The organism is Nocardioides abyssi (genome assembly GCF_030412915.1).
Classification (GTDB): domain Bacteria; phylum Actinomycetota; class Actinomycetes; order Propionibacteriales; family Nocardioidaceae; genus Nocardioides; species Nocardioides abyssi.
On record NZ_JAUHJR010000001.1, the window covers coordinates 876,914 to 902,703 of the forward strand.

The following is a 25,790-nucleotide window of genomic DNA, read 5'->3' on the forward strand; positions in this document are numbered from 1 at the left end:
CTCCGTGCGCAACTCACCCCGTCTCGGGATCCGGCCCGAGATCCGCATCCGGGTCGGGGTCCGGCGTGGGGGACACCGCCACGATCGCGATGTCGTCGCCGGTGACCCCGGACTGGAAGGCGACGACCTCCTCCTCGAGCTCCGCCACGAGCCCGGGCACGTCGCGGGCGCCGACCCGGTCGAGCGTCGCGTGCAGCCGCACCTCGCCGAAGAGCTCCCCGTCGCGCCGGGCCTCGGTCACGCCGTCGGTGTAGAGCACCAGCACCTCGCGCGGCGCCAGCCGCAGCTCGGTCTCGCCGTACTCCTGGTCGGGCAGGATCCCGACCAGCGGCCCGTGCACGTCGACCTCGACCGCCGGCTCGTCCGGGCGCAGCAGCAGCGGGGGCGGGTGTCCACCCGCAGCCACGACGACCCGCCACGCGCCGTCGGGCTCGCGCCGCATCCGCAGCACGACCGCGGTGCAGAACCGCTCGGTCTCGTGGGTGCCGACGATGTCGTTGAGCTCGGCCAGCAGCGACGAGGGACGGTGGTGCAGCACCGCCAGCGCCCGGACGGTGTTGCGGACCAGCGAGGTCACCACCGCCGCGTCGACGCCCTTGCCGGAGACGTCGCCGAGGACCACGACCTGCTCGTCGGGCCCGGTCGGGAAGACGTCGTAGAAGTCGCCCCCGACCTGCGAGCCGTCGCCGGAGGGGCGGTACGTCGCCGCGAGGGTCAACCCGCGCACCCGCGGCGGCACGGGCGGCACCAGCGTCTGCTGCAACGTCCGCGCGAGCGTCATCGCCCGGGCCTCGGCGCCCCGTGCCTCGTCGTGCGCGCGCAGCAGCTGCCGCTCGTAGCGGCGCCGCTCGGTCGCGTCGAAGACCGCCACCAGCACCTCGCGCTCCGCGCCGTGCTCGTCGCGGCTCAGCGTCGCGTTGAGCAGCACCGACAGGCGCGAGCCGTCCCCGCAGCGCAGGTCGACCGCGATCTCGTGCACCGAGCCCTGCATCCGGAGCATCGGGGCGTAGTGGGTCTCGTGAAAGATCCGGCCCCCGGGCGTCAGCAGGTCGACCAGCCGCCGGCCCACCACCGCCTCCACCGGCCGGCCGGTCCAGCGCAGGAACGTCGCGTTGACCCGCAGCACCGTCCCGTCGGGCGCGGTCGTCAGGAAGCCGCACGGCGCCTGGTCGAGGAGCCGTTCGGCGTCGTCGCGAGCGCCCTGCCCGGTGGTCAGGCCGCGGCCCGCCCGTCCAACCAGGTGCCGATCGCCTCCGCGGTCAACACCGGCGCGCTCAGCTGCGGGCAGTGGCCGGTGGCCTCCAGCACGACGAACGTGCTGTCGGGCAGCTGCTCGGCGACGTACTCACCGACCTCCATGGGCGCGATGATGTCGTCGCGGCACTGCAGCACCAGCGTCGGCACCGGCACGCGGGGGAGGTCGTCGCGGTTGTCGGAGAGGAACGTCGCCTCCGCGAACCGTCGTGCCACCTCGGGGTCCATCCGGCAGAACGCCTCGGTCAGCTCGTGACCCAGCTCGGGCCGGTCGGGGTTGCCGACGATCGCGGGCGCCATCGCGGCCGACCAGCCCAGGTAGTTGCTCGACAGCGACGTCAGCAGCTCGTCGATGTCCTCGCGCCCGAAGCCCCCGATGTAGTTCTCGTCGTCGACGTACCGCGGCGAGGGGCCGACCATCACCATCGAGGCGAACCGGTCGGGCTCCGCGATCGTCGCCATCGCGCCCACCATCGCCGCGACGGAGTGCCCGACGAGCACCACGTCCCGCAGGTCCAGCGCGCGGACGACGTCCAGCAGGTCGGCGCGGTAGCCGTCGAGGGTGGCGTACTTGTCCGGGTCGTACGCCGCCGGGTCGCTGCCGCCGCCGCCCACGAAGTCGAACGTCACCACCCGGTAGCGGTCCGCGAACGCCGGCGCCACGTGCCGCCACATGCTCTGGTCGCACCCGAACCCGTGGGCGAACACCAACGGCTGGCCGTCCGCGGGCCCGAGCACCGTCACGTTGTTGCGGGCGAGCACGTCCATGTCCCGGACCCTAGTGAAGCCCGGTCGCCTTGTCTCCTTCCCCGAACCCACCCCGCTGGTTGAGGAGGTTGCGCTAGCGCACTCCCCGCTGGTTGAGGAGGTTGCGCTAGCAACCGTCTCGAAACCCGGTGACCGTGGATACAGCCCTGCGCCCCTCGCTGGGTCTCGACACGGTCGGCGCTGGCGCGCCTCCCGGCTCAACCAGCGACGACGACGGCGGCGACGGCAAGCAGCCGCTCGCACTCCTCGACGAGGCGGCGACGCAGGGGAGCGCCGCGCTCGGCGAAGGCGCGCTGGGCGGCGACGTACTCCTGCTTGCCCTCGGGTGTCTCGATCCGCACCGGCTCGTAGCCGAGGTCGCGCAGGTCGTAGGGGGCGGCGCGCATGTCGAGCTCCCGGATGTCGCGGGCGAGCTCGAAGCAGTCGGCGACGAGGTCGGAAACGATCATCGGGCTGAGCCGGAAGGCGTGCTTGTAGAGGTCCATGCCGGCGTGCAGGCAGGCCGGCTGCTCGAACGCGGGCCGGTCGGCGCTGGTGGGGCGCAGGGTGTTGAGCGGCCGGGCCGGCTCGGTGAAGAACCGGTAGGCGTCGAAGTGCGAGCAGCCGATCCGGTGCGACTCGACGACGGCGTCGGTGCCGTCGGCCCCCAGGCGCAGCGGCCAGTCCGCGTGCCGGGTCTCGTCCTCGGAGAGCCGGTAGACCATCGCCCACTCGTGCAGCCCGAAGCACCCGAAGTTCGCGGCCCGGCCCGCGGTGGCGGCGAGCAGCGCGCGCAGCGAGGCGAGCAGCGGCCGCTGCGAGGCGACGTACGCCGGGTCCACGGCGACGACGCCGTCCGCGCCGGGCACGGCGGCGTACCCCTTGAGCGAGGCGTGCTCGGCCGCGTCGCGGAGCCCCACCCCGGAGCCCGGGTGCCACCGCCGCAGCTGGGCGGGCCGCTGGGAGTAGTAGGTGAAGAGGAAGTCGTGCACCGGGTGCTTGACCCGCGACTCCCGGCGCGCGAGGTGCGGGGCCACGAACGCGTCGACGCGGGCCGCGTGTGCCGCGGCTCTCGCCTGCCACTCGGCCGGTTCCAGCACCTCCACGGCGCCCGATGCTAGGTCGATAGTGTCGAGTCGTGCGCATCGCGAGATTCACCACCGGCGAGGACCCCCAGTACGGCGTCGTGACCGGCGACCTGGACGAGTTCGGGCAGCCCGACGAGGACGCCGTGGTCGTGGCGCTCGCCGGCGACCCGTTGTACGTCGGGGTGAAGCTGCTCGACCAGGAGCACAAGCTCTCCGACGTCCGCCTGCTCGCGCCGGTCCTGCCGCGCAGCAAGGTGGTCGGCATCGGCCGCAACTACGCCGCCCACGCCGCCGAGATGGGCAACGACGTGCCGACCGAGCCGCTGATGTTCCTCAAGCCCAACACCAGCGTGGTGGGGCCGGGCGACCCGATCTTCTACCCGTCGCAGACGCAGAACCTGCACTTCGAGGGCGAGCTGGCCGTGGTCATCGGGCGGATCTGCCGCGACGTGCCGCCGGAGCAGGCGACCGACGTCATCCACGGCTACACGATCGGCAACGACGTGACCGCGCGCGACCTGCAGAAGGGCGACGTCCAGTTCACTCGCGCGAAGGGCTTCGACTCCTTCTGCCCGCTCGGGCCGTGGATCGAGACCGACCTGGACCCCCAGCACTTCGCCGAGGGGGTCCGGGTGCAGACCTTCCTCAACGGCGACCTGAAGCAGGACGGCAGCACCGCCGACCTGATCTTCGACGTCCCGACGCTCGTCTCGTACGTCTCGAGCGTGATGACGCTGCTCCCCGGCGACGTCATCCTCACCGGCACCCCCGAGGGTGTCGGTCCGATGGAGGTGGGCGACGAGGTCGAGGTCTCGATCGCCGGCCTCGGCACTCTCACGAACAAGGTGGCCCAGCGTTGAGCAACACCCCCGTCCGCGTCCGGATGGCCCCGTCCCCGACCGGCAGCCCGCACGTCGGCCTGGCCCGCACCGCCCTCTACAACTGGGCGTTCGCGCGCAAGCACGGCGGCACCTTCGTCTTCCGCATCGAGGACACCGACAAGGAGCGCAACACCCAGGAGTCCTACGACTCGCTCATCGACCTGATGCAGTGGCTGGGCCTGGAGTGGGACGAGGGCGTCGTGGTCGGCGGCCCGTTCGGCCCCTACCGCCAGTCCGAGCGCACCGACGTCTACACCGACGTGCTGGCCCGTCTGCGTGAGTCCTCCTACACCTACGACTGCTTCTGCACGACCGAGGAGGTCGAGCAGCGCCGCAAGGCCAGCGGCTCCAAGGTGATGGGGTACGACGGCTTCTGCCGCGACCTGTCCGCGCAGCAGCGGGCGGCGTTCGAGGCCGAGGGTCGCTCGCCGGTGGTGCGGTTCCGGATGCCCGAGGGCGAGATCACCTTCGACGACCTGGTGCGCGGCGAGATCACCTTCCAGACCGAGCACGTGCCGGACTTCGCGCTGGCCCGCGCCAACGGCGACCCGCTGTACACGCTGACCGCGCCGGTCGACGACGCCACGATGGAGATCACCCACGTGCTCCGTGGTGAGGACCTGCTCTCGAGCACGCCCCGCCAGATCGCGCTGTTCGAGGGCCTCAAGGCGATCGGCGTCGCCAAGGAGACCCCCGCGTTCGGCCACCTGCCCTACGTCATGGGGGAGGGCAACAAGAAGCTCTCCAAGCGCGACCCGCAGGCCCACATGGCGCTCTACCGCGAGCAGGGCTTCATCCCCGAGGGCCTGCTCAACTACCTCGCCCTGCTGGGCTGGTCGATCGCGGCCGACCGCGACGTCTTCACCCTCGAGGAGATGGTCGAGGCATTCGACCTCGGGGACGTCAATCCCAACCCGGCGCGCTTCGACCTGAAGAAGGCCGAGGCGATCAACACCGCGCAGATGCGCCTGCTCTCCGTGGAGGAGGTCACCGCGCGGGCGCTGCCGTTCCTCGTCGACGCGGGCGTGGTCGACGCCGACGACGAGGCCGACCGGGCGCTCCTCGCGCAGGCCATGCCGCTGGTGGCCGAGCGGATCAACAAGCTCACCGAGGCCGTCGACATGCTCGGCTTCCTCTTCGTCGACGAGGCCGACTTCGCCCGCGACGAGGCGGACGCCGCCAAGCTGCTGGACGAGAAGGGCGTCGAGGTCGTCCAGGCGGCGTACGACGCCGTCGAGCCGCTCGCGGACTGGACGACCGAGGCGATTCAGGGCGCGCTCCAGGCGAAGCTCGTCGAGGAGCTCGGCCTCAAGCCGCGCAACGCCTTCGGGCCGGTGCGCGTGGCGATCACGGGTCGCCGGGTCAGCCCGCCGCTCTTCGAGTCGATGGAGCTGCTCGGCCGCGACCGGAGCCTCGCCCGGCTCCGCTCCGCGCTGGGCTGACCTGTGGAGCTCACCTACGAGCGGCTGCACCGCCTCGGCCGCACCGGGTGGTGGCGGCCGCTCGTGGGCGTGCTGCTGCTGGTCCTGCTCGTCCTGGTCCTCCAGACGGTCGCGACCGTCGTGCTGGCCATCTACCTGGTCGCGCGCGGTGTCGGCGTCGACGAGGCGCTGGACAAGCTCTCGGGCGACCCGGTCACCCCGTCGTTCCTGGCCCTGGTCAACGTCGGCTGGGCGCTGGCCATCCCGGCGGTCTGGCTCGTCGGCTACGCGCTGCACCGCATGCGGCCCGGCTGGGTCTCCTCGGTCGGCCTGCGGCTGCGCTGGCGCTGGTTCGCGGTCTGCTTCGCCGTGGCGTTCCTCGCGCTGCTGCTCACCCTCGTCGTCTCGGCGCTGCTGCCCTCGCAGGGGGCCGGCACGGAGGTGTCGACCGACGTCAACGAGTTCACCCGGACCACGCGCGACTTCGCGCTGGTCGTGCTGCTGCTCACGCCGCTGCAGGCCGCGGGGGAGGAGTACGCCTTCCGCGGCTACCTCACCCAGGCCTTCGGCGGGCTGGTGCGGTGGCGCTGGGTGGCCGTGGTCGTGCCGGCGTTCGTCTTCGCGCTGGCCCACGGCGTCGGCCAGGACCTGCCGATCTTCTTCGACCGGTTCGCCTTCGGCCTGGTCGCGGGCACGCTGGTGATCCTCACCGGCGGCCTCGAGGCGGGCATCGCGATGCACGTGCTGAACAACTGGCTGGCCTTCGGGATCGCGCTCACGTTCGGCGACATGACCTCGGCGCTGAACCCCTCCGGCGGCACCTGGTGGAGCCTGCCGGTGACCCTCACCCAGTCGCTGGCGTTCCTCGGCCTGACCCTGCTCGCGGCGCGCTCGTTGGGCATCCGGACCACGGCCGAGCCGGCCGTTTTGGAGCGCCGAAACACTCCCGTGTAAGGTTCTCGACCGTGCCCACCGCCACGGCGGAGGGCACGAAATGACCGGCATAAGTCTTGTCGGTCAATGGGATATGGTGTAATTGGCAGCACGACTGGTTCTGGTCCAGTTAGTCTAGGTTCGAGTCCTAGTATCCCAGCGGATCGAGGGTTCTTCCCCGCGGAGAGCCCCCGATTTTGTGCGGAGGACAGCCACGGCTAGAGTTCCGCAGGCCGCTCGCGAGAGCGGTCGAGCACCACAACTGCACACCATGCATGCCCCGTTCGTCTAGCGGCCCAGGACGCTGGCCTCTCACGCCGGAAGCACGGGTTCGAATCCCGTACGGGGTACCAACGGAAGGCCCAGGAGATCACCTCCTGGGCCTTCTGCTTTTCCGGGCAGCTCAGCCGCAGAGACCGTTGGCCTCGGCGTCCGCACCGGAGCCGCCGGGCCGGCTGCCGCTGATCGCGCCGCGGCCCAGGTCGCCGAGCGGCCGGTCGGCGACCACACGCGCCCACAGCTCCTCGGCGTCCTCGGTCAGCCGCACGCGCCCCCAGTCGGGGTCGTCGCGGGGCGGCTCGACGACCGGTGCCGTGACGAAGCGGATCTTGCCGAGGCGGGCCTTTCGCAGCGACGCGGCGAGGTCCACGATCTCGGAGACGCCGGCCAGGTCGGGGTCGGTCTGGATCGAGCCGGCGACGGCGCTGGCGAAGGAGAACAGCCGGTCGGGACGGGTCAGCGTCCGGGCGGAGAGCACCTTGGCGATCATCGACGCGACGAACGCCTGCTGGCGGCGTACCCGGCCCAGGTCGGCGTTGGGCGTCGAGGTGCGCTGCCGCACGTAGGCCAGCGCGTCCTCGCCGCCGAGCACCTGGGTGCCGGCGTCGAGGTGGATGTCGTGCTCGTCGTCGTCGACCGCCTCGGGGAGGCAGACCTCGACGCCGCCGACCGCGTCGACCATCTCCTGGAAGCCGCCGAAGTCGACCACCACGTAGCCGTCGACGTAGATCCCGGTCACCGCCTCCAGCTGCGCGACCGCGCACGCCGGGCCCCCGACGGCGAGCGCCTCGTTCCAGACCGCGTCCTGCTCGCCGGGGACGACCTCGCCGTCCACCTGGCAGTCGGGCCGGTCGACGAGGGTGTCCCGCGGGATCGACATGCCGTACGCCGCCCGGCGGCCGTCCGCGACGTGCAGCAGCATCGTCACGTCCGCGCCGCCCCCGCCGGACTCGCGGTCGATGCCGCAGCCGTCGCACCCGCGCTCGTCGGTGCCGAGCACGAGGATGTTGAGCGGGCCGGTGGGCAGCTCCGGCTCCGGCCGCTCCACGCCGGCGTGGCTGATCGGGGCGCCGGCGTCGATGCGCCGGTCGACGTGGCGGTAGGCCAGCACCACGGCGACGGCGGTCACCAGGGCCAGGCAGAGCTGGGTGACGAGGACGACCCGCCAGACCGTGCGGCGGTGCGAGCGTCGGTCCACCCCGTCATCGTGGCAGGTGGGCCGTCCGGGCGGGGGTGAACGGCGCGGCCGCGGTGTCCGAATCCCGCCAGCCACTCCCTCGGGCGTGGGGGAGGATGGTCCCGTGACGACGACCCGCGAGCGACGGCTGGACCCGGAGTCCTGCTACCGCGCCGTGACGTCGCGCGACCGGCGCTTCGACGGGGTGTTCTGGACGGCCGTGCGGACCACCGGCATCTACTGCCGGCCCTCCTGCGCGGCCCGCACCCCGGCGTACGGCAACGTCAGCTTCCACCCGAGCGCTGCGGCCGCCCAGGCGGCCGGCTACCGCGCCTGCAAGCGGTGCCTGCCCGACGCCACCCCCGGCAGCCCCGACTGGGACGTCGCGGCCACCGTCGCCGGCCGCGCGATGCGGCTCATCGCCGACGGCGTCGTCGACCGCGAGGGCGTCGAGGGGCTGGCCCAGCGCCTCGGCTACACCCCGCGGCACCTCTCGCGCCTCCTGCTGGCCGAGCTCGGCGCCGGTCCGCTCGCGCTCGCCCGCGCCCGTCGCGCGCAGACCGCCCGGGTGCTCATCGAGACCACCGACCTCGGCTACGCAGACGTGGCGTTCGCCGCCGGCTTCGCGAGCGTGCGGCAGTTCAACGACACCGTCCGCGAGGTGTACGCCGCGTCCCCGACGCAGCTGCGCGGCCGCCGGGGCGGCCGGACGGGCGGCGGCACGGTGACGATGCGGCTGGCGGTGCGCACGCCGTTCGCCGGCCGGGCGCTGCTCGACTTCCTGGCCTACCACCTCGTGCCTGGCGTGGAGGTCGCCGGCGGCGGGTGGTACGCCCGCACCCTCGACCTGCCGCACGGCCCCGGCACGGTGCGCCTGGAGATGGCCGACGAGCCCCAGCCGGGTCGCACCGCCTTCGTGACCGCGACCTTCACCCTGCACGACCTGCGCGACACGACCGCCGCCGTCGAGCGGGCCAGGCGGCTGCTCGACGCCGACTGCGACCCGACGGCGGTCGCCGCCCACCTCGGCACCGACCCGGTCGTCGGCCCGCTCGTGCGCGCCCGGCCCGGGCTGCGGGTGCCCGGCCAGGTCGACGGCGACGAGACGGCGGTCCGCACGGTCGTCGGCCAGCAGGTCAGCGTCACCGGGGCGCGCACCGTGACCGGACGCATCGTCGCCGAGCACGGGCGGCCGGCGGTCACCGACGTCCCCGGCCTGACCCACCTCTTCCCCGACGCCGCCACGCTCGCCGAGGTCGACCCGGCCGGGCTGCCCATGCCGCGCGCCCGCGGTCGCGCGCTGGTCGGGCTCGCCGCGGCGCTGGCCTCCGGCGACGTGGTGCTCGACCGCGGCGCCGACCGTGACGACGTACGCCGCCGGATGCTCGCGCTGCCGGGCATCGGACCGTGGACGGCCGACTACGTCGCGATGCGCGCCCTGGCCCACCCCGACGTCTTCCTGCCCACCGACATCGGTGTCCGCAACGCCCTGCGCGGGCTCCCGCACCTCCCGGACCGCGACGACGGGGCCGTGGCCCGAGCGATCGCGGGTGCCGACGCCTGGCGCCCGTGGCGCTCCTACGCGCTGATGCACCTGTGGAGCACCCTCATGCCGCCCGTGGCGGCCGACCGACCCGAGGAGACCTGACCATGTGGACCGTCATCGAGAGCCCCGTGGGCGACCTGCGCCTCGTCGTGCACGAGGGTGCCCTGACCGCGATCGAGTTCGCGCCGTTCGCCGAGCGGCACGTGCTCGGCGAGCGCGACGACACCCACCCGCTGCTGGTCGAGACGGCGCGGCAGCTGGCGGCGTACTTCGACCGCGACCTGAAGGAGTTCGAGCTGCCGCTCGCGCCGGTCGGCAGCGACTTCCAGCAACGGGTGTGGGCCGAGCTGGGCCGGATCGGCTACGGCGAGACCGCGTCGTACGGCCAGGTCGCCACGCGGCTCGGCATGACCGCCGCGGCCTCGCGCGCGGTGGGGCTGGCCAACGGGCGCAACCCGATCCCGATCGTCGTGCCGTGCCACCGGGTGATCGGGGCCAACGGCACGCTCACCGGGTACGCGGGCGGCCTGCCGCGCAAGCAGCTGCTGCTCGAGCTGGAGTCCGACGCCCTCTTCTGACCGCCTCGTGCTGCTGGGCGTGCGTCCTGGCGCACGCTGGGCAGCACGAGGCGGGGCTAGTCACTCCGCGGCGGCGCGGCGCAGCGACTCCGAGAGCCGCTCGGCCGCGGCGAGCACCGCGGGCGCGTGCATCCGGCCGGGCTGGCGGGAGAGCCGCTCGAGCGGCCCGGAGACCGACACGGCGGCGATGACCTTGCCGCCGGGGGAGCGGACCGGGGCGGAGACCGAGGCCACGCCCTGCTCGCGCTCGCCGACCGACTGGGCCCAGCCGCGGCGGCGGATGCCGGAGAGGGCGGCGGCGGAGAAGGCGGAGTTCTGCAGGCCGCGGTGCATGCGCTCGGGGTCCTCCCAGGCGAGCAGCACCTGGGCGGCGGAGCCGGCGCGCATCGTCAGCTGGGAGCCGACCGGGATGGTGTCGCGCAGGCCGGAGGGGCGCTCCGCGGCGGCGACGCAGACGCGGTGCTCGCCCTGGCGGCGCCACAGCTGGGCGGACTCGCCGGTGATGTCGCGCAGCCGGGCCAGGACGGGGCCGGCGGTGGCGAGCAGGCGGTCCTCGCCTGCGGCGGCGGAGAGCTCGGCGAGCCGCGGGCCGAGGACGAAGCGGCCCTGCATGTCGCGGGCCACCAGCCGGTGGTGCTCGAGGGCGACGGCGAGCCGGTGCGCGGTGGGGCGGGCCAGGCCGGTGCCGGCGACGAGACCGGCCAGCGTGGCCGGGCCGGACTCGAGGGCGGTGAGCACGAGTGCGGCCTTGTCGAGCACGCCGACTCCGCTGGTGGTGTCCATATGGCAATACTGCCGTCTCGCATCATGGGATGCAAGCGTCTACAGTGGGTCCCGCACCGAGAAGTACGTCACGAGCACGTCACGAGGGAGACAACCATGGGTCGGACGCTGTCCGAGAAGGTCTGGGACGAGCACGTCGTCCGCTCGACGCCGGGAGAGCCGGACCTGCTCTACATCGACCTCCACCTCATCCACGAGGTGACCTCGCCGCAGGCCTTCGACGGCCTCCGGCTCGCCGGGCGCCAGGTCCGCCGGCCCGACCTGACCCTCGCCACCGAGGACCACAACGTCCCGACGCTGGACTGGGACAAGCCGATCGCCGACCCGGTCTCGCGGACCCAGGTCGAGACGCTGCGGCGCAACGCCGAGGAGTTCGGCGTCCGCCTGCACCCGCTCGGCGACCTGGACCAGGGCATCGTCCACGTCGTCGGCCCGCAGCTGGGCCTGACCCAGCCGGGCATGACGATCGTGTGCGGCGACAGCCACACCAGCACCCACGGCGCCTTCGGGGCGATCGCCTTCGGCATCGGCACCTCCGAGGTCGAGCACGTGCTCGCGACCCAGACGCTGATGCAGGCCAAGCCCAAGACCATGGCCGTCACCGTCACCGGCAGCCTGCCCGACGGCGTCACCGCCAAGGACCTGGTGCTCAACCTGATCGCCCACACCGGCACCGGTGGCGGCCAGGGCTACATCGTGGAGTACCGCGGCCAGGCCATCGAGGAGCTCTCGATCGAAGGCCGGATGACGGTCTGCAACATGAGCATCGAGTGGGGCGCCAAGGCCGGCATGATCGCGCCGGACCAGAAGACCTTCGACTACATCCAGGGCCGCCCCGAGGCGCCGACGGGCGCCGACTGGGACGCCGCCGTCGAGCACTGGACCAGCCTGCGCACCGACGACGACGCGGTCTTCGACAAGGAGATCGTGCTCGACGCCAGCACGATGACCCCGTTCGTCACCTGGGGCACCAACCCCGGCCAGGGCGTGCCACTGGGCGCCTCGGTCCCCGCGCCGGAGGACTTCGAGGACGTCAGCGACCAGGTCGCGGCGCAGAAGGCCCTGGAGTACATGGGTCTCGAGGCCGGCACCCCCATGCGCGAGGTCAAGGTCGACACCGTCTTCGTCGGCTCCTGCACCAACGGCCGCATCGAGGACCTCCGCCTCGCCGCCGACATCATCAAGGGCCACCACGTGGCCGCCGACACCCGGCTGCTCGTCGTCCCCGGCTCGGTCCGGGTGCGCCTGCAGGCCGAGGAGGAGGGCCTCGACGTGGTCTTCAAGGAGGCGGGCGCCGAGTGGCGCGGCGCCGGCTGCTCGATGTGCCTGGGCATGAACCCCGACACCCTCCAGCCCGGCGAGCGCAGCGCCTCGACCTCCAACCGCAACTTCGAGGGGCGCCAGGGCAAGGGCGGCCGCACGCACCTGGTCTCGATCCCGGTCGCCGCCGCCACCGCCGTGCGCGGCACCCTCTCCTCGCCGTCCGACCTCGAACCCGTCGCCGCGCCGGCGACCGTCTGAACCGGAGCCTGAAGACCATGGAGAAGTTCACGACCCACACCGGCGTCGGCGTGCCCCTGCGCCGCAGCAACGTCGACACCGACCAGATCATCCCGGCCGTCTACCTCAAGCGGGTGACGCGCACCGGCTTCGAGGACGGTCTGTTCGCCGCCTGGCGCAACGACCCGGCGTTCGTGCTCAACAACCCGGCGTACGCCGCCGGCTCGGTGCTCGTCGCCGGACCGGACTTCGGCACCGGCTCGTCGCGCGAGCACGCCGTCTGGGCGCTGCAGAACTACGGCTTCAAGGCCGTCATCTCCCCGCGCTTCGCCGACATCTTCCGGGGCAACTCCGGCAAGGCCGGGCTGCTCGCCGCGCAGGTCGACGAGAAGGTCGTCCAGCGCATCTGGGACCTGCTGGAGTCGCAGCCGGGCGCCGAGGTGACCGTCGACCTCGAGACCCGCACCGTGCGGGCCGGCGAGGGCGTGGACGCGATCGAGGACTCCTTCGACATCGACGACTACACCCGCTGGCGGCTGCTCGAGGGGCTCGACGACATCGGCATCACGCTCGGCCACGACGCCGACATCGCCACCTACGAGGCCTCGCGCCCGCGCTGGAAGCCGGTCACCCAGCACGCCTGAACCGTTGTGAGCGGGGCCACTTGTCCCTAGCGTGCGTCCTCGAGGGTCGAGCACGAGCTCGGCGTCCTGGGTCCGTCCGAAGGGAAGCCAGATGAACAAGTCCGAGCTCATCGACACGCTCGCCGAGCGGTTCGACGGGAACAGGAAGGCCGCCGCGCACGCGCTCGAGTCGGTCGTCGACACGATCACCCGCGAGGTCGCGAAGGGCAACAAGGTCGCGATCACGGGCTTCGGCTCGTTCGAGAAGCGGATCCGCGAGGCGCGCTGGGTGCGCAACCCGGCGACCGGCGAGCGCGTGCAGGCGAAAAAGACGGCCGTGCCGCGCTTCAAGGCCGGCTCCCAGCTCAAGGACGTCGTCTCGGGTGCCACCAAGCTGCCCAAGCTCACCGTCGCCGCCTCCGCCGGTGCGGCCCGCGCCGCTGCGGGGGCGGCGCTGAAGGCGGCGCCGGGTGGGGGCGGCAAGGCGGCCTCGAAGCCCGCCTCGAAGTCTGCCTCGAAGTCGGCCTCCAAGGCGGCCTCGAAGCCGACGGCGAAGTCCGCTGCCGCTGCGACGGCCACGACGTCGGCCTCGACCTCGGCCAGCAGCACCAGGGCCGCCGCGAAGAAGTCGCCGGCGACCAAGGCGGCCCCGGCGAAGACGTCCTCGGCGAAGAAGTCTCCGGCCAAGAAGTCTCCGGCCAAGAAGGCTCCGGCGACGGCGGCAAAGAAGTCGGCGACCACGAAGGCGGCGGCTAAGAAGTCGGCGACCACGAAGACGGCGGACGCCACGACCGCCGCCAAGAAGTCGACCGCCACGAAGTCGACCGCCACGAAGGCGACGGCGACGAAGGCACCGGCCAAGAAGTCGCCGGCCAAGAAGTCGACCGCGAAGAAGTCCGCCAGCAGCTGACGGTCGGCTCAGGCCAGGCCGAGCTCCTGCGCGAGCGGCGCCGTCCTCGGGCCCAGCCCGAGGACGGCGGCCGCCCGCAGGTCGTCGAGGTCGTCGACGTCGCGCCGCAGGGTCGGCAGCTCGCCGGCCACCTCGAGCGCCCCGGCGGCCAGGTGGGCCGCGCGCGACCCGCCGCCGAAGCGCGGGTCGAATTCCGCGTGCGGCGCGGTGTAGAGCGTGGTGCCCACCCCGTCGGCGTCGGCCACGAACGACGGGCCGCCGGGCACCAGCGAGCCGAGCGCCGCGTCGAGGTCCGCGGCACGCAGGGCGGGCAGGTCGGCGCACAGGGCGACCGGCTCGAGCTCCGGCCACCGCCGGTGTGCCTCGCGGGCCGCCTGTCGCAGCGCGGCGTTCAGGTCGTTGGTGTCGCCGTCCGGCACAGCGGCGCACCCCAGTGCGGTGAGGCGGGCGGCGAAGCCCGCGTCGTCGGTCGCGACGAGCACCGCGCCGACCGACCGCGCGGCCAGGCAGGCCGCGGCGGTGTCGAGCGCGAACGCTGCCGCCAGGCGCCGCCGCTGCTCGTCGCCGAGGCCGCCGAGGCGCGACTTGCCGAAGGCGGGCGGCTTCACCGGCACGACCACGGCGAAGCGGGTGGGGGAGCCGTTCCCGGGAGGCTGCGCAGACATCCCTCCGATCCTCTCAGGCCCGGTCGGTGCGGGCGAGTAGCCTGCCCGTCGTGACGGTCCGCAAGCTGCAGCAGAAGCGAGGCTGGGCGTGGAACATCGCGGTCGCGATCGTGAAGCCCACGCTCCTCGCCACGACCCGCCACGAGTGGGACGGCGGGGAGCGGATCCCCGAGCGCGGCGGCTGCATCGTGGTCCTCAACCACATCTCCCACGTCGACCCGCTCACCGCGGCGCACATCGTCTACGACCACGGCCGGATCCCGCGCTACCTCGCCAAGTCCGGCCTGTTCCGCAACAAGGCGCTCGGCTTCTTCCTCACCGCCGCCGGCCAGATCCCCGTGGAGCGGCTGACCCGCAACGCGGTCGGGGCGTACGACGCTGCCGTGGCCGCGGTGCGCGCCGGGGAGTGCGTGGTCGTCTACCCGGAGGGCACGATCACCCGCGACCCCGACCTCTGGCCGATGACGGGGAAGTCGGGAGCCGCGCGGATCGCGCTGGAGACCGGATGTCCCGTGATCCCGGTGGGCCAGTGGGGCGCGCAGGAGCTGCTGGCGCCGTACGCGAAGAAGCCCGACCTGTTCCCCCGCAAGCTGGTGCGGATGAAGGTCGGTGACCCGGTCGACCTCGCCGACCTGCTGACCCGCCCGCGGAGCCCGGAGGTCGTCCAGGAGGCGACCGACCGGATCATGGCGGCGATCACCACGCTGGTTGAGGACGTCCGCGGCGGCACCGCTCCCGCGGAGCGCTACGACATGCGCAAGCACGGGGTCCGGCCGACCGGCGACCCCCGCCACGAGACGCGTCACGAGATCGGTGAGGACCCCGCATGAGCACACCCCCCAGCGGCCGCAAGGTCGCCGTCTTCAGCGCCGGGTCGTGGGGCACGGCGTTCTCCATCGTGCTCGCGGACGCCGGCAACGACGTGACCTTGTGGGCGCGCCGGCCGGAGGTGGCCGAGGCGATCGTGGAGCGGCGGGAGAACCCCGACTACCTTCCGGGCGTCGAGCTGCCGCCGGCGGTGACCGCGACCGCCGACGTGGAGCAGGCGCTGCACGGCGCGGACCTGGTCGTGCTGGCCACCCCGAGCCAGTCGCTGCGGGAGAACCTCACCGCGTGGGCGCCGTACATCGAGCGCGACGCGGTGCTCGTCTCGCTCATGAAAGGCGTGGAGCTCGGCACGCTGGACCGGATGAGCGAGGTCATCGGCCAGGTGACCGGAGCCGGCCCCGAGCGGATCGCCGTCATCAGCGGCCCCAACCTCGCCAAGGAGATCGCCCGCCGCGAGCCGGCCGCCTCCGTGGTCGCCTGCGAGGACGAGGCGGTCGCGCAGATGCTGCAGCAGCGCTGCCACAGCGCGGCGTTCCGGCCCTACACCAGCACCGACGTGCTGGGGTGCGAGCTCGGCGGCGCCTACAAGAACGTCGTGGCGCTGTCGGTCGGCATGGCGGTCGGCCTCGGCTTCGGCGACAACACCACCGCCTCCGTCATCACCCGCGGGCTGGCCGAGACCGCCCGGCTGGCGATGAAGCTCGGCGCCAACCCGCTGACCCTGATGGGCCTCGCCGGCCTCGGGGACCTCGTCGCCACCTGCTCCTCGCCGCTCTCGCGCAACCGCACGTTCGGCGAGCGGCTGGGGCAGGGGATGAGCACCGAGGAGATCTACGCCTCCACCAAGCAGGTCGCCGAGGGCGCCAAGTCCTGCTCGTCGCTGCTGGCCCTCGCCGGCCGCACCGGCGTCGACGCCCCCATCGCCGAGCACGTCGACGCCGTCGTCGCAGGCCGGATGACCGCGAAGCAGATGATGGAGTCGTTCATCGCCCGCGACACCAAGTCCGAGATCTACTGACCGCCGACCGACCCTCCGCTGGTTGAGCGTGTCGAAACCCGGTGAGAGACGCAGGGCGGTGCGCACCTCACCGAGTCTCGTTCGGCCTCCGGCTGGTTGAGGAGGCGCGCCAGCGCCGTCTCGAAACCCGCCGGAATGCCGCGTCAGCCGACGAGGTCGTCCAGGGCCACGCGGAGGTCCTCCCAGAGGTCGTCGACGTCCTCGATGCCGACCGAGAGGCGGACGAGCGCGTCGGGGATGGTGGCCGGCTCGGACTTCCAGCGGCGGCGCCGCTCGAAGGTCGACTCGACACCGCCGAGCGAGGTGGCGTGCACCCACAGCCGGGTCTTGTGGGTGAGCAGGTCGGCGGCCATCGCGCCCTGGGCGAGGACGATCGCGACGATCCCGCCGAACCCGGGGTAGCGGACCTCGCCGACCGCGGGGTGCTCGCCGAGGCGCCGGGCCAGCTCCGCGGCGTTGGCCTGGGCCCGCTCGACGCGCAGGTGGAGGGTGCGCAGGCCACGCAGCGCGAGGTAGGTCTCGAACGTGCCGGGCACGGCGCCGATGAGGTCGCGGCGGCCCTTGAGCACCGAGAACAGCTCGTCGTCGCGGGTCACGACCGCGCCCATGAGGACGTCGCTGTGGCCGGCGAGGTACTTCGTCACCGAGTGCACCACCAGGTCCGCGTCCGACTCGAGCGGGCGCTGGAGCAGCGGCGTGGCGAAGGTGTTGTCCACGACGGCGTACGCCCCCGCCTCGTGCGCGGCGGCGATGATCGTCGGCAGGTCGGCGACCTCCAGCGCGGGGTTGGTGGGGGACTCCAACCAGACGAGCGCGGCGTCCTCGCACGCCTTGACCACCGCGTCGGTGTCGGTGACGTCGACGAGCTCGGTGCGCAGCCGCCCGCGTGCCTCGAGGTCGGCGAGCTGCAGGATCGTGCCGTTGTAGCAGTTGCGGGGCGCGACGACCTTCGCCCCGTGGCCGACCAGGTCGAGCACGGTGGCGACCGCGGCGAGGCCGGAGGAGAACGCCAGCGCGCGGCCGCCCTCGAGCCCGCCCAGCGCGGTCTCGAAGGCCGCCCAGGTGGGGTTGCCGTAGCGGCCGTACTCCCGCTCGCCGCCGGCCACGAAGGTCGACGCCGGCGTGATCGGCTCGTTCAGCGGCTGGTCCGGCTCGTGCGCGGGGCGGCCCAGGTGCACCGCGCGGGTGCCGGCGCCCATGGCGGCGAGGTGGTCGGCGAGGGTCGAGGTGCTCGTGTCGGGCGCGTCCGCGGTCATGGGTCAACCCTAGGTCGATAGGTTGGACCGGTGAGCCGCAAGCCCCGCGTCGCTGTCGTCTTCGGTGGCCGTTCCAGCGAGCACGCCATCTCGTGCGTGACCGCCGGGAGCGTGCTGCCGGCCATCGACCGCGAGCAGTACGACGTCGTCCCCGTGGGCATCGCCCGGGACGGCCGCTGGGTGCTGGAGTCCGGAGACGTCGAGCGCCTGCGCATCGGTGCCGGCGACGGCGAGGACCGGCTGCCCAGCGTCGACGGCGACCGCGCGACCGTGACGCTCGCGCCCGACGTCTCCACCACCGACCTGGTCGTCACCGAGCCGTCGGCGCCGCCGCGGACGCTCGGCGAGGTCGACGTGGTCTTCCCGCTGCTGCACGGGCCCTGGGGCGAGGACGGCACGATCCAGGGGATGCTCGAGATGGCCGGGGTGCGGTACGTCGGCGCCGGGGTGCTCGCCTCCGCGGTCTCGATGGACAAGGCGTACATGAAGGTCGTCCTCGCCGCCGCCGGCCTGCCCGTCATGCCGAGCGTGGTCGTGACCGACCGCGAGTGGACACGTGACGCGCAGGACTGCCGCGACCGGTCGGCCGCGCTCGGCTACCCGCTCTTCGTCAAGCCCGCCCGCGGCGGCTCGAGCATCGGCATCTCCAAGGTCAAGGAGCCCGCCGACCTCGACGCCGCGATCGAGGAGGCGCTCCGCCACGACCCCAAGGTGCTCGTCGAGGTCTGCGCGACCGGCGCCCGCGAGGTCGAGTGCGGCGTGCTCCAGTCGCTCGATGGCGCGCCGGAGACCAGCGTGCCCGCCGAGATCCGGATCACCGGCGACCACGAGTTCTACGACTTCGAGGCGAAGTACCTCCCCGAGGAGGCCACCGAGCTCGACGTCCCGGCGGTCCTGCCCGACGGCGTCGGCGACCGGCTGCGCGAGCTGTCGGTCCGCGCGTTCGAGGCCGTCGGCTGCGAGGGCCTGGCCCGGGTCGACTTCTTCGTGTTCCCCGACGGCTCGCTGGTCGTCAACGAGATCAACACGATGCCGGGGTTCACCCCGCTGTCGATGTTCCCGCGGATGTGGGCCGCCAGCGGCCTGGACTACCCGGCGCTCGTGGACCGGCTGATCCGCCTCGCGCTCGCCCGCGGCACCGGCCTGCGCTGACCCACCGCCCTGCCCCCCGAGCGCGCTGATCCCGGGGCCGGCGCCACGGGACGGACGGCGGGGTAGTCCGTGACGTTCGGCAGGCGGATCGGCCGTTTCTCCTGCGAAACGTCACGGACTACCCCCGCGACGGCTGGCAGCCTGTGGAGAACCCGGGGGCGGTCCGGGCCGCGAGGGGGAGCGGACACGACGACGCCCCGCACCCGGACCGGGTGCGGGGCGTCGTGCTGGTGCCGGTGGGTCTACCTCAGATGTGGACGACCGGGCAGGTCAGCGTGCGGGTGATCCCGTCGAGGGTCTGCACCTTGGCGACCACGAGCTTGCCGAGCTCGTCGACGTTGCGCGCCTCGGCGCGCACGATGACGTCGTAGGGGCCCGTGACGTCCTCGGCGAGGGTGACACCCTTGACCTGCGCGATCTCGCGGGCGACCTCGGCGGCCTTGCCGACGTCGGTCTGGATCAGGATGTACGCCTGGACGACCATCGTGGTGCTCTCCCTGCTGGTGGACGGAGGTTCGGCGGTCAACCTACCCCCTGCCCGGCGGCGGACGACAGCCCGGCGGGCACCGGCGCGGGCGTGGCGTCTGGTGGGATGGGGGCATGGCTGCTCCTGATCCGTTCCCCGCCGGCGCGACCCTCGCCGACGTCGGTGAGTTCGGCCTGATCGGCGAGCTCACCCGGATCTTCGAGCAGGGCGAGCACGTGCTCGTCGGTCCCGGCGACGACGCCGCCGTGCTCCGGGTGCGCACCGGCCACGTCGTGGTCTCCACCGACCTGATGGTCGAGGGGCGGCACTTCCGCCGCGAGTGGGCCAGCGGCGAGGACGTCGGGCACCGCGCCGCCGCGCAGAACCTCTCCGACATCAACGCCATGGGTGGCCGCGCCACCTCGCTGACCGTCGGCCTGGCCGCGCCGGCCGACCTCGAGGCGCAGTGGGCGCTGGACTTCGCCCGCGGGTTCGCCGACGAGTGCGCGCTCGTCGGCGCCAGCGTCGTCGGCGGCGACCTCACCCGCGCCGACCAGGTCGTCGTCGCGGTCACCGTGCTCGGCGCCTGCACGGTCTCCCCGGTGCTGCGCTCCGGCGCCCGCCCCGGCGACGTCCTCGCGCTGCACGGCCGCCAGGGCTGGGCGGCCGGCGGGCTGGCCGTGCTCGGCCGCGGCTTCCGCTCCCCGCGCGTGCTGGTCGAGGCCTACCGCCGCCCCGCACCGCCGTACGACGCCGGGCTGGTCGCCGCCGAGGCCGGCGCGACCTCGATGATCGACGTCTCCGACGGCCTGCTCGCGGAGGCGGCCCACCTCGCGTCGGCCTCCGGGGTGGCGATCGACGTCCGCCGCGGCGCGTTCGAGGTGCCCGAGCCGCTCCACGCGGTCGGGGCCGCGCTCGGCGCCGACCCGCTCTCCTTCGTGCTCGGGGGAGGGGACGACCACGCGCTGCTGGCGACCTTCGAGCCGTCCGGCGTGCCCGACGGCTGGGCGGTCGTCGGCGAGGTCACCGAGCCCGGCGACGCCGGCGCCGGGGCGGTCACCGTCGACGGGGCGCCCTACGACGGCCCCACCGGCTGGACCCACTTCTAGTCCGGCCGGCTGGGGCCCAGACTCAACCCAGCCGATGCCCCAGCCGGTGCCGGAGCCGGTGGTCCCGTCGCCGGACATGGAAGGAGGCCGCCACCCACAGGGTGACGGCCTCCGGAGATCGACTCGCGTCAGCGAGAGACCTTGCCGGCCTTGAGGCAGCCGGTGCAGACGTTGAGCCGCTTCGGCGTCCCGTTGACGGTCGCGCGCACCCGCTGGATGTTGGGGTCGAAACGACGCTTCGTGATCTTGCGCGACCACGGCCGGTTGTTGCCGAAGCCAGGCTTCTTGGCGCAGATGTCGCAGACGGCAGCCACCGTGAACTCCTGATGATCGATTGCGTGTGAGGGGCCCGGCGAGCGGGCAACCGGACGAGAATATCCGACACCCGGGTCCGCCGGGAAATCGCGGCCCGAGGCCATACCCTGTCCCCTCATCATCCCCTCAGGGGCCGCTCACGACCAAGCCGAGGACGCCGATGGAGGAAGTGCCGGGCCGCGGCGCCATCTCGCTGGCGGTCGTGCTGCGCTTCGTCGACATCGCCGTCGAGGCCCTCGCCGAGGCGCGCGAGGAGGTCGACGCCCTCAACGTCTACCCGGTGCCGGACGGCGACACGGGCACCAACATGTGGCTCACGGTGTCCGCGGCGCGCGACGCCGTGCGCGAGGCCACCGGTGGTGACCCGTCCTCCGCGCTCGGGCCGGCGCTCGCCGCGCTCGCCCGCGGCGCCCTGCTGGGGGCGCGCGGCAACTCGGGGGTCATCTTCAGCGAGATGCTCGGCGCGATCGCGCGCCGCCTCGCGGCCGGCTCGCCGCAGGAGCGCAACGCCGTGGTCATGGCCGAGGCGCTGCGGCAGGCCAACGAGGCGGCGTACGCCGCGGTGGGGGAGCCGGTCGAGGGCACGATGCTCACCGTGGGCCGGGCCGCCGCCGACGCCGCCGCCGAGCGGGCCGCGCAGCCGGACGCCCGGGCCCGCGACGTCTTCGCGGCGGCCGCGGAGGCCGCCCGCACCGCCCTGGCGCGTACGCCGGAGCAGCTGGCCGTCCTGCGCGACGCCGGTGTCGTCGACGCCGGCGGTCGCGGGCTGAGCGTCGTCCTCGACGCGGCCGAGACGGTGCTGACCGGCCGGCGACCGGTGCCGGTGACCGCACCGCTGGGCAGCCACGCGATCCCGCAGCCGGTGGCGGTGCGGCACGACCTGTCGCCGGACGGACCGTCGTACGAGGTGATGTACCTCCTCGACGCCGCCGACGACCGCATCCCGCCGCTGCGCAAGGCGCTGGCCGACCTCGGCGACTCGCTCGTCGTCGTCGGCGGCGAGGGCCTGTGGAACGTCCACGTGCACGTCGACGACGTCGGTGCCGCGATCGAGGCCGGCATCGAGGCGGGCCGCCCGCACCGCGTGCGGGTCACCCACTTCGCCGACCAGCGCGCGGAGAACCGCCGTCGTGCGCCCGCCCGCACCGGTCGCAAGGTCGTCGCGGTCGCGGCCGGGCCCGGCCTGGCGCGGCTGTTCGAGGAGGCCGGCGCGGTGGTCGTGCACGGCGGTCCCGGCCGCCGGCCGAGCACCGGGGAGCTGCTCGAGGCGATCACGTCCTGCGGTGCCTCCGAGGTCGTCGTGCTGCCCAACGACCACGACTCGGTCCGGGTCGCGCAGGTCGCGGCGAGCACCGCCGAGACCGACGCCCACGGCGGCCTGCGGGTGGCGGTCATCCCGACACCGGCCCAGGTCTCCGGCCTCGCCGCGCTGGCGGTGCACGAGCCGGGGCGCTCCTTCGACCAGGACGTGCTGGAGATGACAGCGACCGCCCGGCACGCCCGCCAGGGCGCGGTGACCGTCGCGGCCCGGCGCGCGATGACGATGGCCGGCCCCTGCGAGGTCGGCGACGTCCTCGGCGTGGTGGCCGGCGACTTCGTGGTGGTCGGCGACGACCTGCTGGACGTCGCCACCCAGGTGCTCGACCGGCTGCTCGGCGGCGGTGGCGAGCTCGTGACGATCGTCGCCGGGGCCGAGGACGCCCACGGCGCGCTGGCCACCCGCTGCGCCGGCTGGGTCGAGGAGCGGCACCCCGCTGTCGACGTCGTGGTGTACGACGGTGGCCAGGAGCGCTACCCGCTGCTGGTCGCGGTGGAGTGAGCGCACGGGTGAGGGGAGCAGCCACCGCGTGATCACCGTCGACAGCCCGGTCGCCGCCGTGCTCGGCGACCGCAAGGGCAAGCGCGCCAAGATCGAGGACAAGCTCGGCATCCGCACGGTCGGGGACCTGCTGCACCACTTCCCGCGGCGGTACGTCGAGACCAAGGAGCTCACCAAGGTCGACGAGCTCGAGCCCGGCCAGGTGGTCACGGTCGTCGGCGAGGTCGTCTCCTCCGACGTGCGCACCTACACCGACCGTCGCACCGGCCGCACGGCGTACCGCCTCGACGTCGTGCTGGCCACCGACGGCCCGCGGCTGCGGATGTCGTTCTTCGCCAAGGGCCGCGGCGCCGCGGAGTGGAACGCCCGGCGCCTCGTCGTCGGCCGGCGGGGGCTGTTCGTCGGCGGCGCCAGCGTCTTCCGCAACGAGTGGCAGCTGACCAACCCCTCGATGGTGCTCTTCGGCGAGGGCCCCGGGGCCGACCCGGGGCCCGGCGGGCCGGACGACGCCGAGGCCGAGGCCGACGCGATCGGTGCGCTCTACCCGATCTACCCGCTGACCGCCGGCGTGGAGTCGTGGGACCTCCAGCGTGCGATCACCTTCGCCCGCAGCGTCGTCGACGAGGTGCCCGACCTGCTGCCGGCCGAGGTCCGCGAGGCGCACGACCTGCTCCCGGCCCGCAAGGCGCTGGACTGGGTGCACGCCCCCGACGACCGCGGGCAGGTCGGCGCCGCGATGAAGCGCTACCGCTTCGAGGAGGCCCTGGTCACCCAGCTCGTGCTGGCCCGGCGCCGCCGGGCGGTGCGGGCCCTCGGCGCGCAGGCGCGCACCGGCGGCGGGGGCCTGCTGGCGGCGTTCGACGCCCGGCTGCCCTTCGAGCTCACCGCCGGCCAGCGCGCCGTGGGGGAGGAGGTCGAGCGCGACCTTGCCGAACCCCACCCGATGAACCGGCTGCTGCAGGGCGAGGTCGGCTCCGGCAAGACCCTCGTCGCGCTGCGGGCGATGCTGCGCGTCGTCGACTCCGGCGGCCAGGCGGCGCTCCTCGCGCCCACCGAGGTGCTCGCCCAGCAGCACCACCGCTCGATCACCGCGATGCTCGGCGACCTCGCGGCCGGCGGGATGCTCGGCGGCCCGGCCGAGGCGACCGCCGTCGACCTGCTCACCGGGTCGATGACCAAGGGCCAGCGCCGCGAGCCGATGCTGCGCATCGCCACCGGCGAGGCCGGCATCGTCATCGGCACCCACGCCCTGCTGGAGGAGGACGTCAGCTTCGCCGACCTCGGCCTCGTCGTCGTCGACGAGCAGCACCGCTTCGGCGTCGAGCAGCGCGCCGCGCTGACCGACAAGGCCGGCACGCCGCCGCACGTGCTCGTGATGACCGCCACCCCGATCCCGCGGACGGTCGCGATGACGGTCTTCGGCGACCTGGAGACCTCGACGCTCTCCGAGCTGCCCGCGGGCCGCGCGCCGATCCAGACCAACGTCGTCCCGGTCGCCGAGCACCCCGGCTGGATGGGCCGGGTCTGGGAGCGGGTGCGGGAGGAGGTCGCCGCGGGCCACCAGGCGTACGTCGTGTGCCCGCGCATCGCCGGCGACGAGCCGGAGCAGGGCGAGCAGGACGAGCAGGACGCCCCCGCCGAGCCGCAGGGCGCGCCACTCGCCGCGGTCGAGGACGTCGTGGCCGACCTGACCGACGGGGCGCTGGCCGGGCTCCGGGTCGCCGCGCTGCACGGGCGGTTGGCGCCGGAGGCCAAGGACCGCACCATGCGCGCCTTCGCGGCCGGTGAGATCGACGTGCTGGTCGCCACGACCGTCATCGAGGTCGGCGTCGACGTCGCCAACGCGACCACGATGGTGCTGCTGGACGCCGACCGGTTCGGCGTCTCCCAGCTGCACCAGCTGCGCGGCCGGGTCGGCCGTGGTGGGCTGCCGGGCCTGTGCCTGCTGGTCTCCCGCGCCGAGGCCGGCACGCCCGCGCGCCAGCGGCTGGACGCGGTCGCGGCGACCACCGACGGCTTCGAGCTCAGCCGCGTCGACCTCGAGCAACGACGCGAGGGCGACGTGCTCGGCAAGCACCAGTCGGGCTTCCGCTCCAGCCTGCAGACCCTCCGCGTGCTGCGCGACGAGAAGACCATCGTCGCCGCGCGGCGGGCGGCCGAGGAGCTGCTCGACCGCGACCCCGACCTGGCCGGCGCCCCGGACCTCGCCGCCGCCGTCCGCGACATGGAGCTCGCCGCCGGCGAGTTCATCGAGAGGTCGTGACCGGCCCGTGACGAGGATCATTGGCGGTGCCGCCGGCGGCCGGCGCATCGCGACCCCGCGCGGTGCGGCGACCCGCCCCACCAGCGACCGGGTGCGCGAGGCCCTCTTCTCCGCGGTCGAGGCGTGGTGCGGCTCGCTGCAGGGCCTCCGGTTCCTGGACCTGTACGCCGGGTCCGGCGCGGTCGGCCTCGAGGCGTGGTCCCGCGGGGCCGGCGTCGTGACGCTCGTCGAGCAGGACCGCCGCACCGCGGCGCTGGTGCGGGACAACGCCCGCACCCTGGGGTTCGCCCGCGCCGACGTCGTGGCCGCCTCGGTCGGCGCCACCCTCCACCGGCCGCCGACCGCGCCGTACGACGTGGTCTTCAGCGACCCGCCGTACCCCCTCGACGAGGCGAGCGTGGCCCGCGACCTCGCCGCGCTGGTCGAGCACGGCTGGCTGGTGCCCGACGCGCTGGTGGTGGTCGAGCGGTCCGCCCGCACGCCCGAGCCCGCCTGGCCGGAGGGCATCGAGCGGGTCCGGGAGCGCCGCTACGGCGAGACCGTGCTCTGGTACGGTCGCGCCGCCCACGCCACGGACGAGCCGTCCACCGACGACGCGTCAGCCGACGCGTCCGACGACGGGTCGCCCACCTGAGCACCAGAGCGGAGCCGCACGTGCGCCGAGCCGTCTGCCCGGGGTCCTTCGACCCGGTCCACCACGGCCACCTCGACGTCGTCGGACGGGCCGCGGTCCTCTTCGACGAGGTCGTCGTCGCCGTCGGGGTCAACGCCTCGAAGAACCGGCTCTTCGCCCCCGAGGAGCGCCTCGCGATGCTCGAGGAGGCGTGCTCGGCGTGGGACAACGTCCGCGTCGACGGGTTCACGGGGCTGCTGACGACCTACTGCACGGAGAACGACGTCCGCGCGGTCGTCAAGGGCCTGCGCGGCGCCGGCGACTTCGAGTACGAGCTGCCGATGGCCCACATGAACTCCTCGCTGACCGGCGTCGACACGGTCTTCGTGCCGACCCGTCCCGAGTGGTCGTTCCTGTCCAGCAGCCTGGTCAAGGAGGTCGCGGCCTTCGGCGGCGACGTCGCGCCGTTCGTGCCCCCCGCCGTGCTCGAGCGGCTCACCGCGCGGCTGGCCGAGCGGCGGTCGGCCGGTGCGTGATCGTGCCCCTGATCAGCGTTTTGTCCGATC

Annotated in this window: 25 protein-coding genes and 2 tRNA genes; 18 read left to right on the forward strand and 9 right to left on the reverse strand. The window is 73.8% G+C overall.

Translation table 11 applies throughout. The features are described from left to right. Positions 1-13: 13 nt before the first annotated feature. The 3 genes from QWY29_RS04300 to QWY29_RS04310 all read right to left on the reverse strand — a co-directional run bounded on the left by QWY29_RS04300 (position 14) and on the right by QWY29_RS04310 (position 3,107). Positions 14-1,288, reverse strand: coding sequence for a PP2C family protein-serine/threonine phosphatase (locus QWY29_RS04300; protein WP_336621825.1), 1,275 nt, complete (start codon positions 1,286-1,288; stop codon positions 14-16). Then, positions 1,213-2,022, reverse strand: coding sequence for an alpha/beta fold hydrolase (locus QWY29_RS04305; RefSeq protein WP_300959420.1), 810 nt, complete (start codon positions 2,020-2,022; stop codon positions 1,213-1,215). Before QWY29_RS04305 ends, QWY29_RS04300 begins: the two co-directional genes overlap by 76 nt. 197 nt (positions 2,023-2,219) lie before the next feature. Then, positions 2,220-3,107, reverse strand: a complete 888-nt coding sequence (locus QWY29_RS04310; RefSeq protein WP_300959421.1) for a 3-methyladenine DNA glycosylase — start codon at positions 3,105-3,107, stop codon at positions 2,220-2,222. A 32-nt stretch (positions 3,108-3,139) separates the two neighbouring features. Between QWY29_RS04310 and QWY29_RS04315 the strand changes: the two genes are divergently transcribed. From QWY29_RS04315 to QWY29_RS04335, 5 genes are all read left to right on the forward strand, one after another. Next, complete coding sequence (locus QWY29_RS04315) at positions 3,140-3,949, forward strand: fumarylacetoacetate hydrolase family protein (protein WP_300959423.1); 810 nt, start codon at positions 3,140-3,142, stop codon at positions 3,947-3,949. Positions 3,950-3,972: 23 nt separating this feature from the next. Then, positions 3,973-5,412 carry a glutamate--tRNA ligase gene (gltX, locus tag QWY29_RS04320; protein ID WP_300959604.1) on the forward strand — a complete coding sequence of 480 codons (1,440 nt, stop codon included), beginning with the start codon at positions 3,973-3,975 and terminating at the stop codon, positions 5,410-5,412. 3 nt (positions 5,413-5,415) lie between these two features. Next, positions 5,416-6,345: a type II CAAX endopeptidase family protein gene (locus QWY29_RS04325; protein WP_300959425.1), complete on the forward strand. Its 930-nt coding sequence runs from the start codon at positions 5,416-5,418 to the stop codon at positions 6,343-6,345. Between the two features lie 67 nt (positions 6,346-6,412). Next, a tRNA-Gln gene (locus QWY29_RS04330) sits at positions 6,413-6,484 on the forward strand. Positions 6,485-6,601: 117 nt separating this feature from the next. Next, a tRNA-Glu gene (locus QWY29_RS04335) sits at positions 6,602-6,677 on the forward strand. Positions 6,678-6,727: 50 nt separating this feature from the next. Here the strand turns inward: QWY29_RS04335 and QWY29_RS04340 are convergent. Then, entirely contained in the window at positions 6,728-7,801 is a 1,074-nt protein-coding gene (locus tag QWY29_RS04340; RefSeq protein ID WP_300959426.1) for an LCP family protein, read from the reverse strand. Between the two features lie 103 nt (positions 7,802-7,904). On the opposite strand from QWY29_RS04340, the gene QWY29_RS04345 reads away from it, so the two are divergent. Continuing rightward, a complete protein-coding gene (locus QWY29_RS04345) occupies positions 7,905-9,428 on the forward strand; it encodes a DNA-3-methyladenine glycosylase 2 family protein (RefSeq protein ID WP_300959427.1) in 1,524 nt (507 codons plus the stop codon). A 2-nt stretch (positions 9,429-9,430) separates the two neighbouring features. Next, positions 9,431-9,904 (forward strand): methylated-DNA--[protein]-cysteine S-methyltransferase, encoded by a 474-nt coding sequence (locus tag QWY29_RS04350; RefSeq protein ID WP_300959428.1) that lies wholly within the window; start codon positions 9,431-9,433, stop codon positions 9,902-9,904. 60 nt (positions 9,905-9,964) lie between these two features. Here QWY29_RS04350 and QWY29_RS04355 read toward each other — a convergent pair whose 3' ends face one another. After that, positions 9,965-10,687, reverse strand: coding sequence for an IclR family transcriptional regulator (locus QWY29_RS04355; RefSeq protein ID WP_154615004.1), 723 nt, complete (start codon positions 10,685-10,687; stop codon positions 9,965-9,967). 96 nt (positions 10,688-10,783) lie between these two features. Between QWY29_RS04355 and leuC the strand changes: the two genes are divergently transcribed. From leuC to QWY29_RS04370, 3 genes are all read left to right on the forward strand, one after another. After that, positions 10,784-12,208, forward strand: coding sequence for a 3-isopropylmalate dehydratase large subunit (gene leuC / locus QWY29_RS04360; RefSeq protein ID WP_300959429.1), 1,425 nt, complete (start codon positions 10,784-10,786; stop codon positions 12,206-12,208). A gap of 17 nt (positions 12,209-12,225) precedes the next feature. Further along, positions 12,226-12,831 (forward strand): 3-isopropylmalate dehydratase small subunit, encoded by a 606-nt coding sequence (leuD, locus tag QWY29_RS04365; protein WP_300959430.1) that lies wholly within the window; start codon positions 12,226-12,228, stop codon positions 12,829-12,831. Positions 12,832-12,922: 91 nt separating this feature from the next. Further along, a complete protein-coding gene (locus QWY29_RS04370) occupies positions 12,923-13,720 on the forward strand; it encodes an HU family DNA-binding protein (protein WP_300959431.1) in 798 nt (265 codons plus the stop codon). Between the two features lie 8 nt (positions 13,721-13,728). Here the strand turns inward: QWY29_RS04370 and cofC are convergent, their stop codons facing one another. Then, entirely contained in the window at positions 13,729-14,385 is a 657-nt protein-coding gene (gene cofC / locus QWY29_RS04375; RefSeq protein WP_300959432.1) for a 2-phospho-L-lactate guanylyltransferase, read from the reverse strand. Positions 14,386-14,435: 50 nt separating this feature from the next. Here cofC and QWY29_RS04380 point away from each other — a divergent pair, with 50 nt between their 5' ends. Both QWY29_RS04380 and QWY29_RS04385 read left to right on the forward strand, forming a co-directional pair. Then, positions 14,436-15,215, forward strand: a complete 780-nt coding sequence (locus QWY29_RS04380; RefSeq protein WP_300959434.1) for a lysophospholipid acyltransferase family protein — start codon at positions 14,436-14,438, stop codon at positions 15,213-15,215. Continuing rightward, positions 15,212-16,231 (forward strand): NAD(P)H-dependent glycerol-3-phosphate dehydrogenase, encoded by a 1,020-nt coding sequence (locus QWY29_RS04385; protein ID WP_300959436.1) that lies wholly within the window; start codon positions 15,212-15,214, stop codon positions 16,229-16,231. Before QWY29_RS04380 ends, QWY29_RS04385 begins: the two co-directional genes overlap by 4 nt. 143 nt (positions 16,232-16,374) lie before the next feature. Here QWY29_RS04385 and QWY29_RS04390 read toward each other — a convergent pair whose 3' ends face one another. Further along, positions 16,375-17,430 carry a trans-sulfuration enzyme family protein gene (locus tag QWY29_RS04390; protein ID WP_300959605.1) on the reverse strand — a complete coding sequence of 352 codons (1,056 nt, stop codon included), beginning with the start codon at positions 17,428-17,430 and terminating at the stop codon, positions 16,375-16,377. Positions 17,431-17,517: 87 nt separating this feature from the next. On the opposite strand from QWY29_RS04390, the gene QWY29_RS04395 reads away from it, so the two are divergent. Next, positions 17,518-18,639: a D-alanine--D-alanine ligase family protein gene (locus tag QWY29_RS04395; protein WP_300959437.1), complete on the forward strand. Its 1,122-nt coding sequence runs from the start codon at positions 17,518-17,520 to the stop codon at positions 18,637-18,639. Positions 18,640-18,886: 247 nt separating this feature from the next. On the opposite strand, the gene QWY29_RS04400 is transcribed toward QWY29_RS04395, so the two are convergent. Continuing rightward, entirely contained in the window at positions 18,887-19,123 is a 237-nt protein-coding gene (locus tag QWY29_RS04400; protein WP_166190128.1) for an Lrp/AsnC family transcriptional regulator, read from the reverse strand. Positions 19,124-19,239: 116 nt separating this feature from the next. On the opposite strand from QWY29_RS04400, the gene QWY29_RS04405 reads away from it, so the two are divergent. Continuing rightward, the gene (locus QWY29_RS04405) at positions 19,240-20,214 is read left to right on the forward strand and encodes a thiamine-phosphate kinase (RefSeq protein WP_300959438.1); all 975 of its coding nucleotides are present in this window, start codon (positions 19,240-19,242) and stop codon (positions 20,212-20,214) included. 128 nt (positions 20,215-20,342) lie between these two features. Here the strand turns inward: QWY29_RS04405 and rpmB are convergent, their stop codons facing one another. Beyond that, positions 20,343-20,528, reverse strand: coding sequence for a 50S ribosomal protein L28 (gene rpmB, locus QWY29_RS04410; RefSeq protein WP_028645381.1), 186 nt, complete (start codon positions 20,526-20,528; stop codon positions 20,343-20,345). Between the two features lie 161 nt (positions 20,529-20,689). Between rpmB and QWY29_RS04415 the strand changes: the two genes are divergently transcribed. The 4 genes from QWY29_RS04415 to coaD are packed head-to-tail and all read left to right on the forward strand — an operon-like array spanning position 20,690 to position 25,760. Further along, positions 20,690-22,348 (forward strand): DAK2 domain-containing protein, encoded by a 1,659-nt coding sequence (locus QWY29_RS04415; protein ID WP_300959440.1) that lies wholly within the window; start codon positions 20,690-20,692, stop codon positions 22,346-22,348. A 28-nt stretch (positions 22,349-22,376) separates the two neighbouring features. After that, positions 22,377-24,611 carry an ATP-dependent DNA helicase RecG gene (locus tag QWY29_RS04420; protein ID WP_300959441.1) on the forward strand — a complete coding sequence of 745 codons (2,235 nt, stop codon included), beginning with the start codon at positions 22,377-22,379 and terminating at the stop codon, positions 24,609-24,611. Between the two features lie 7 nt (positions 24,612-24,618). Further along, on the forward strand, positions 24,619-25,245 hold the full coding sequence (rsmD, locus tag QWY29_RS04425; protein WP_300959443.1) for a 16S rRNA (guanine(966)-N(2))-methyltransferase RsmD: 627 nt from the start codon (positions 24,619-24,621) through the stop codon (positions 25,243-25,245). A 20-nt stretch (positions 25,246-25,265) separates the two neighbouring features. Further along, a complete protein-coding gene (coaD, locus tag QWY29_RS04430; protein ID WP_300959444.1) occupies positions 25,266-25,760 on the forward strand; it encodes a pantetheine-phosphate adenylyltransferase in 495 nt (164 codons plus the stop codon). Positions 25,761-25,790 lie beyond the last annotated feature (30 nt).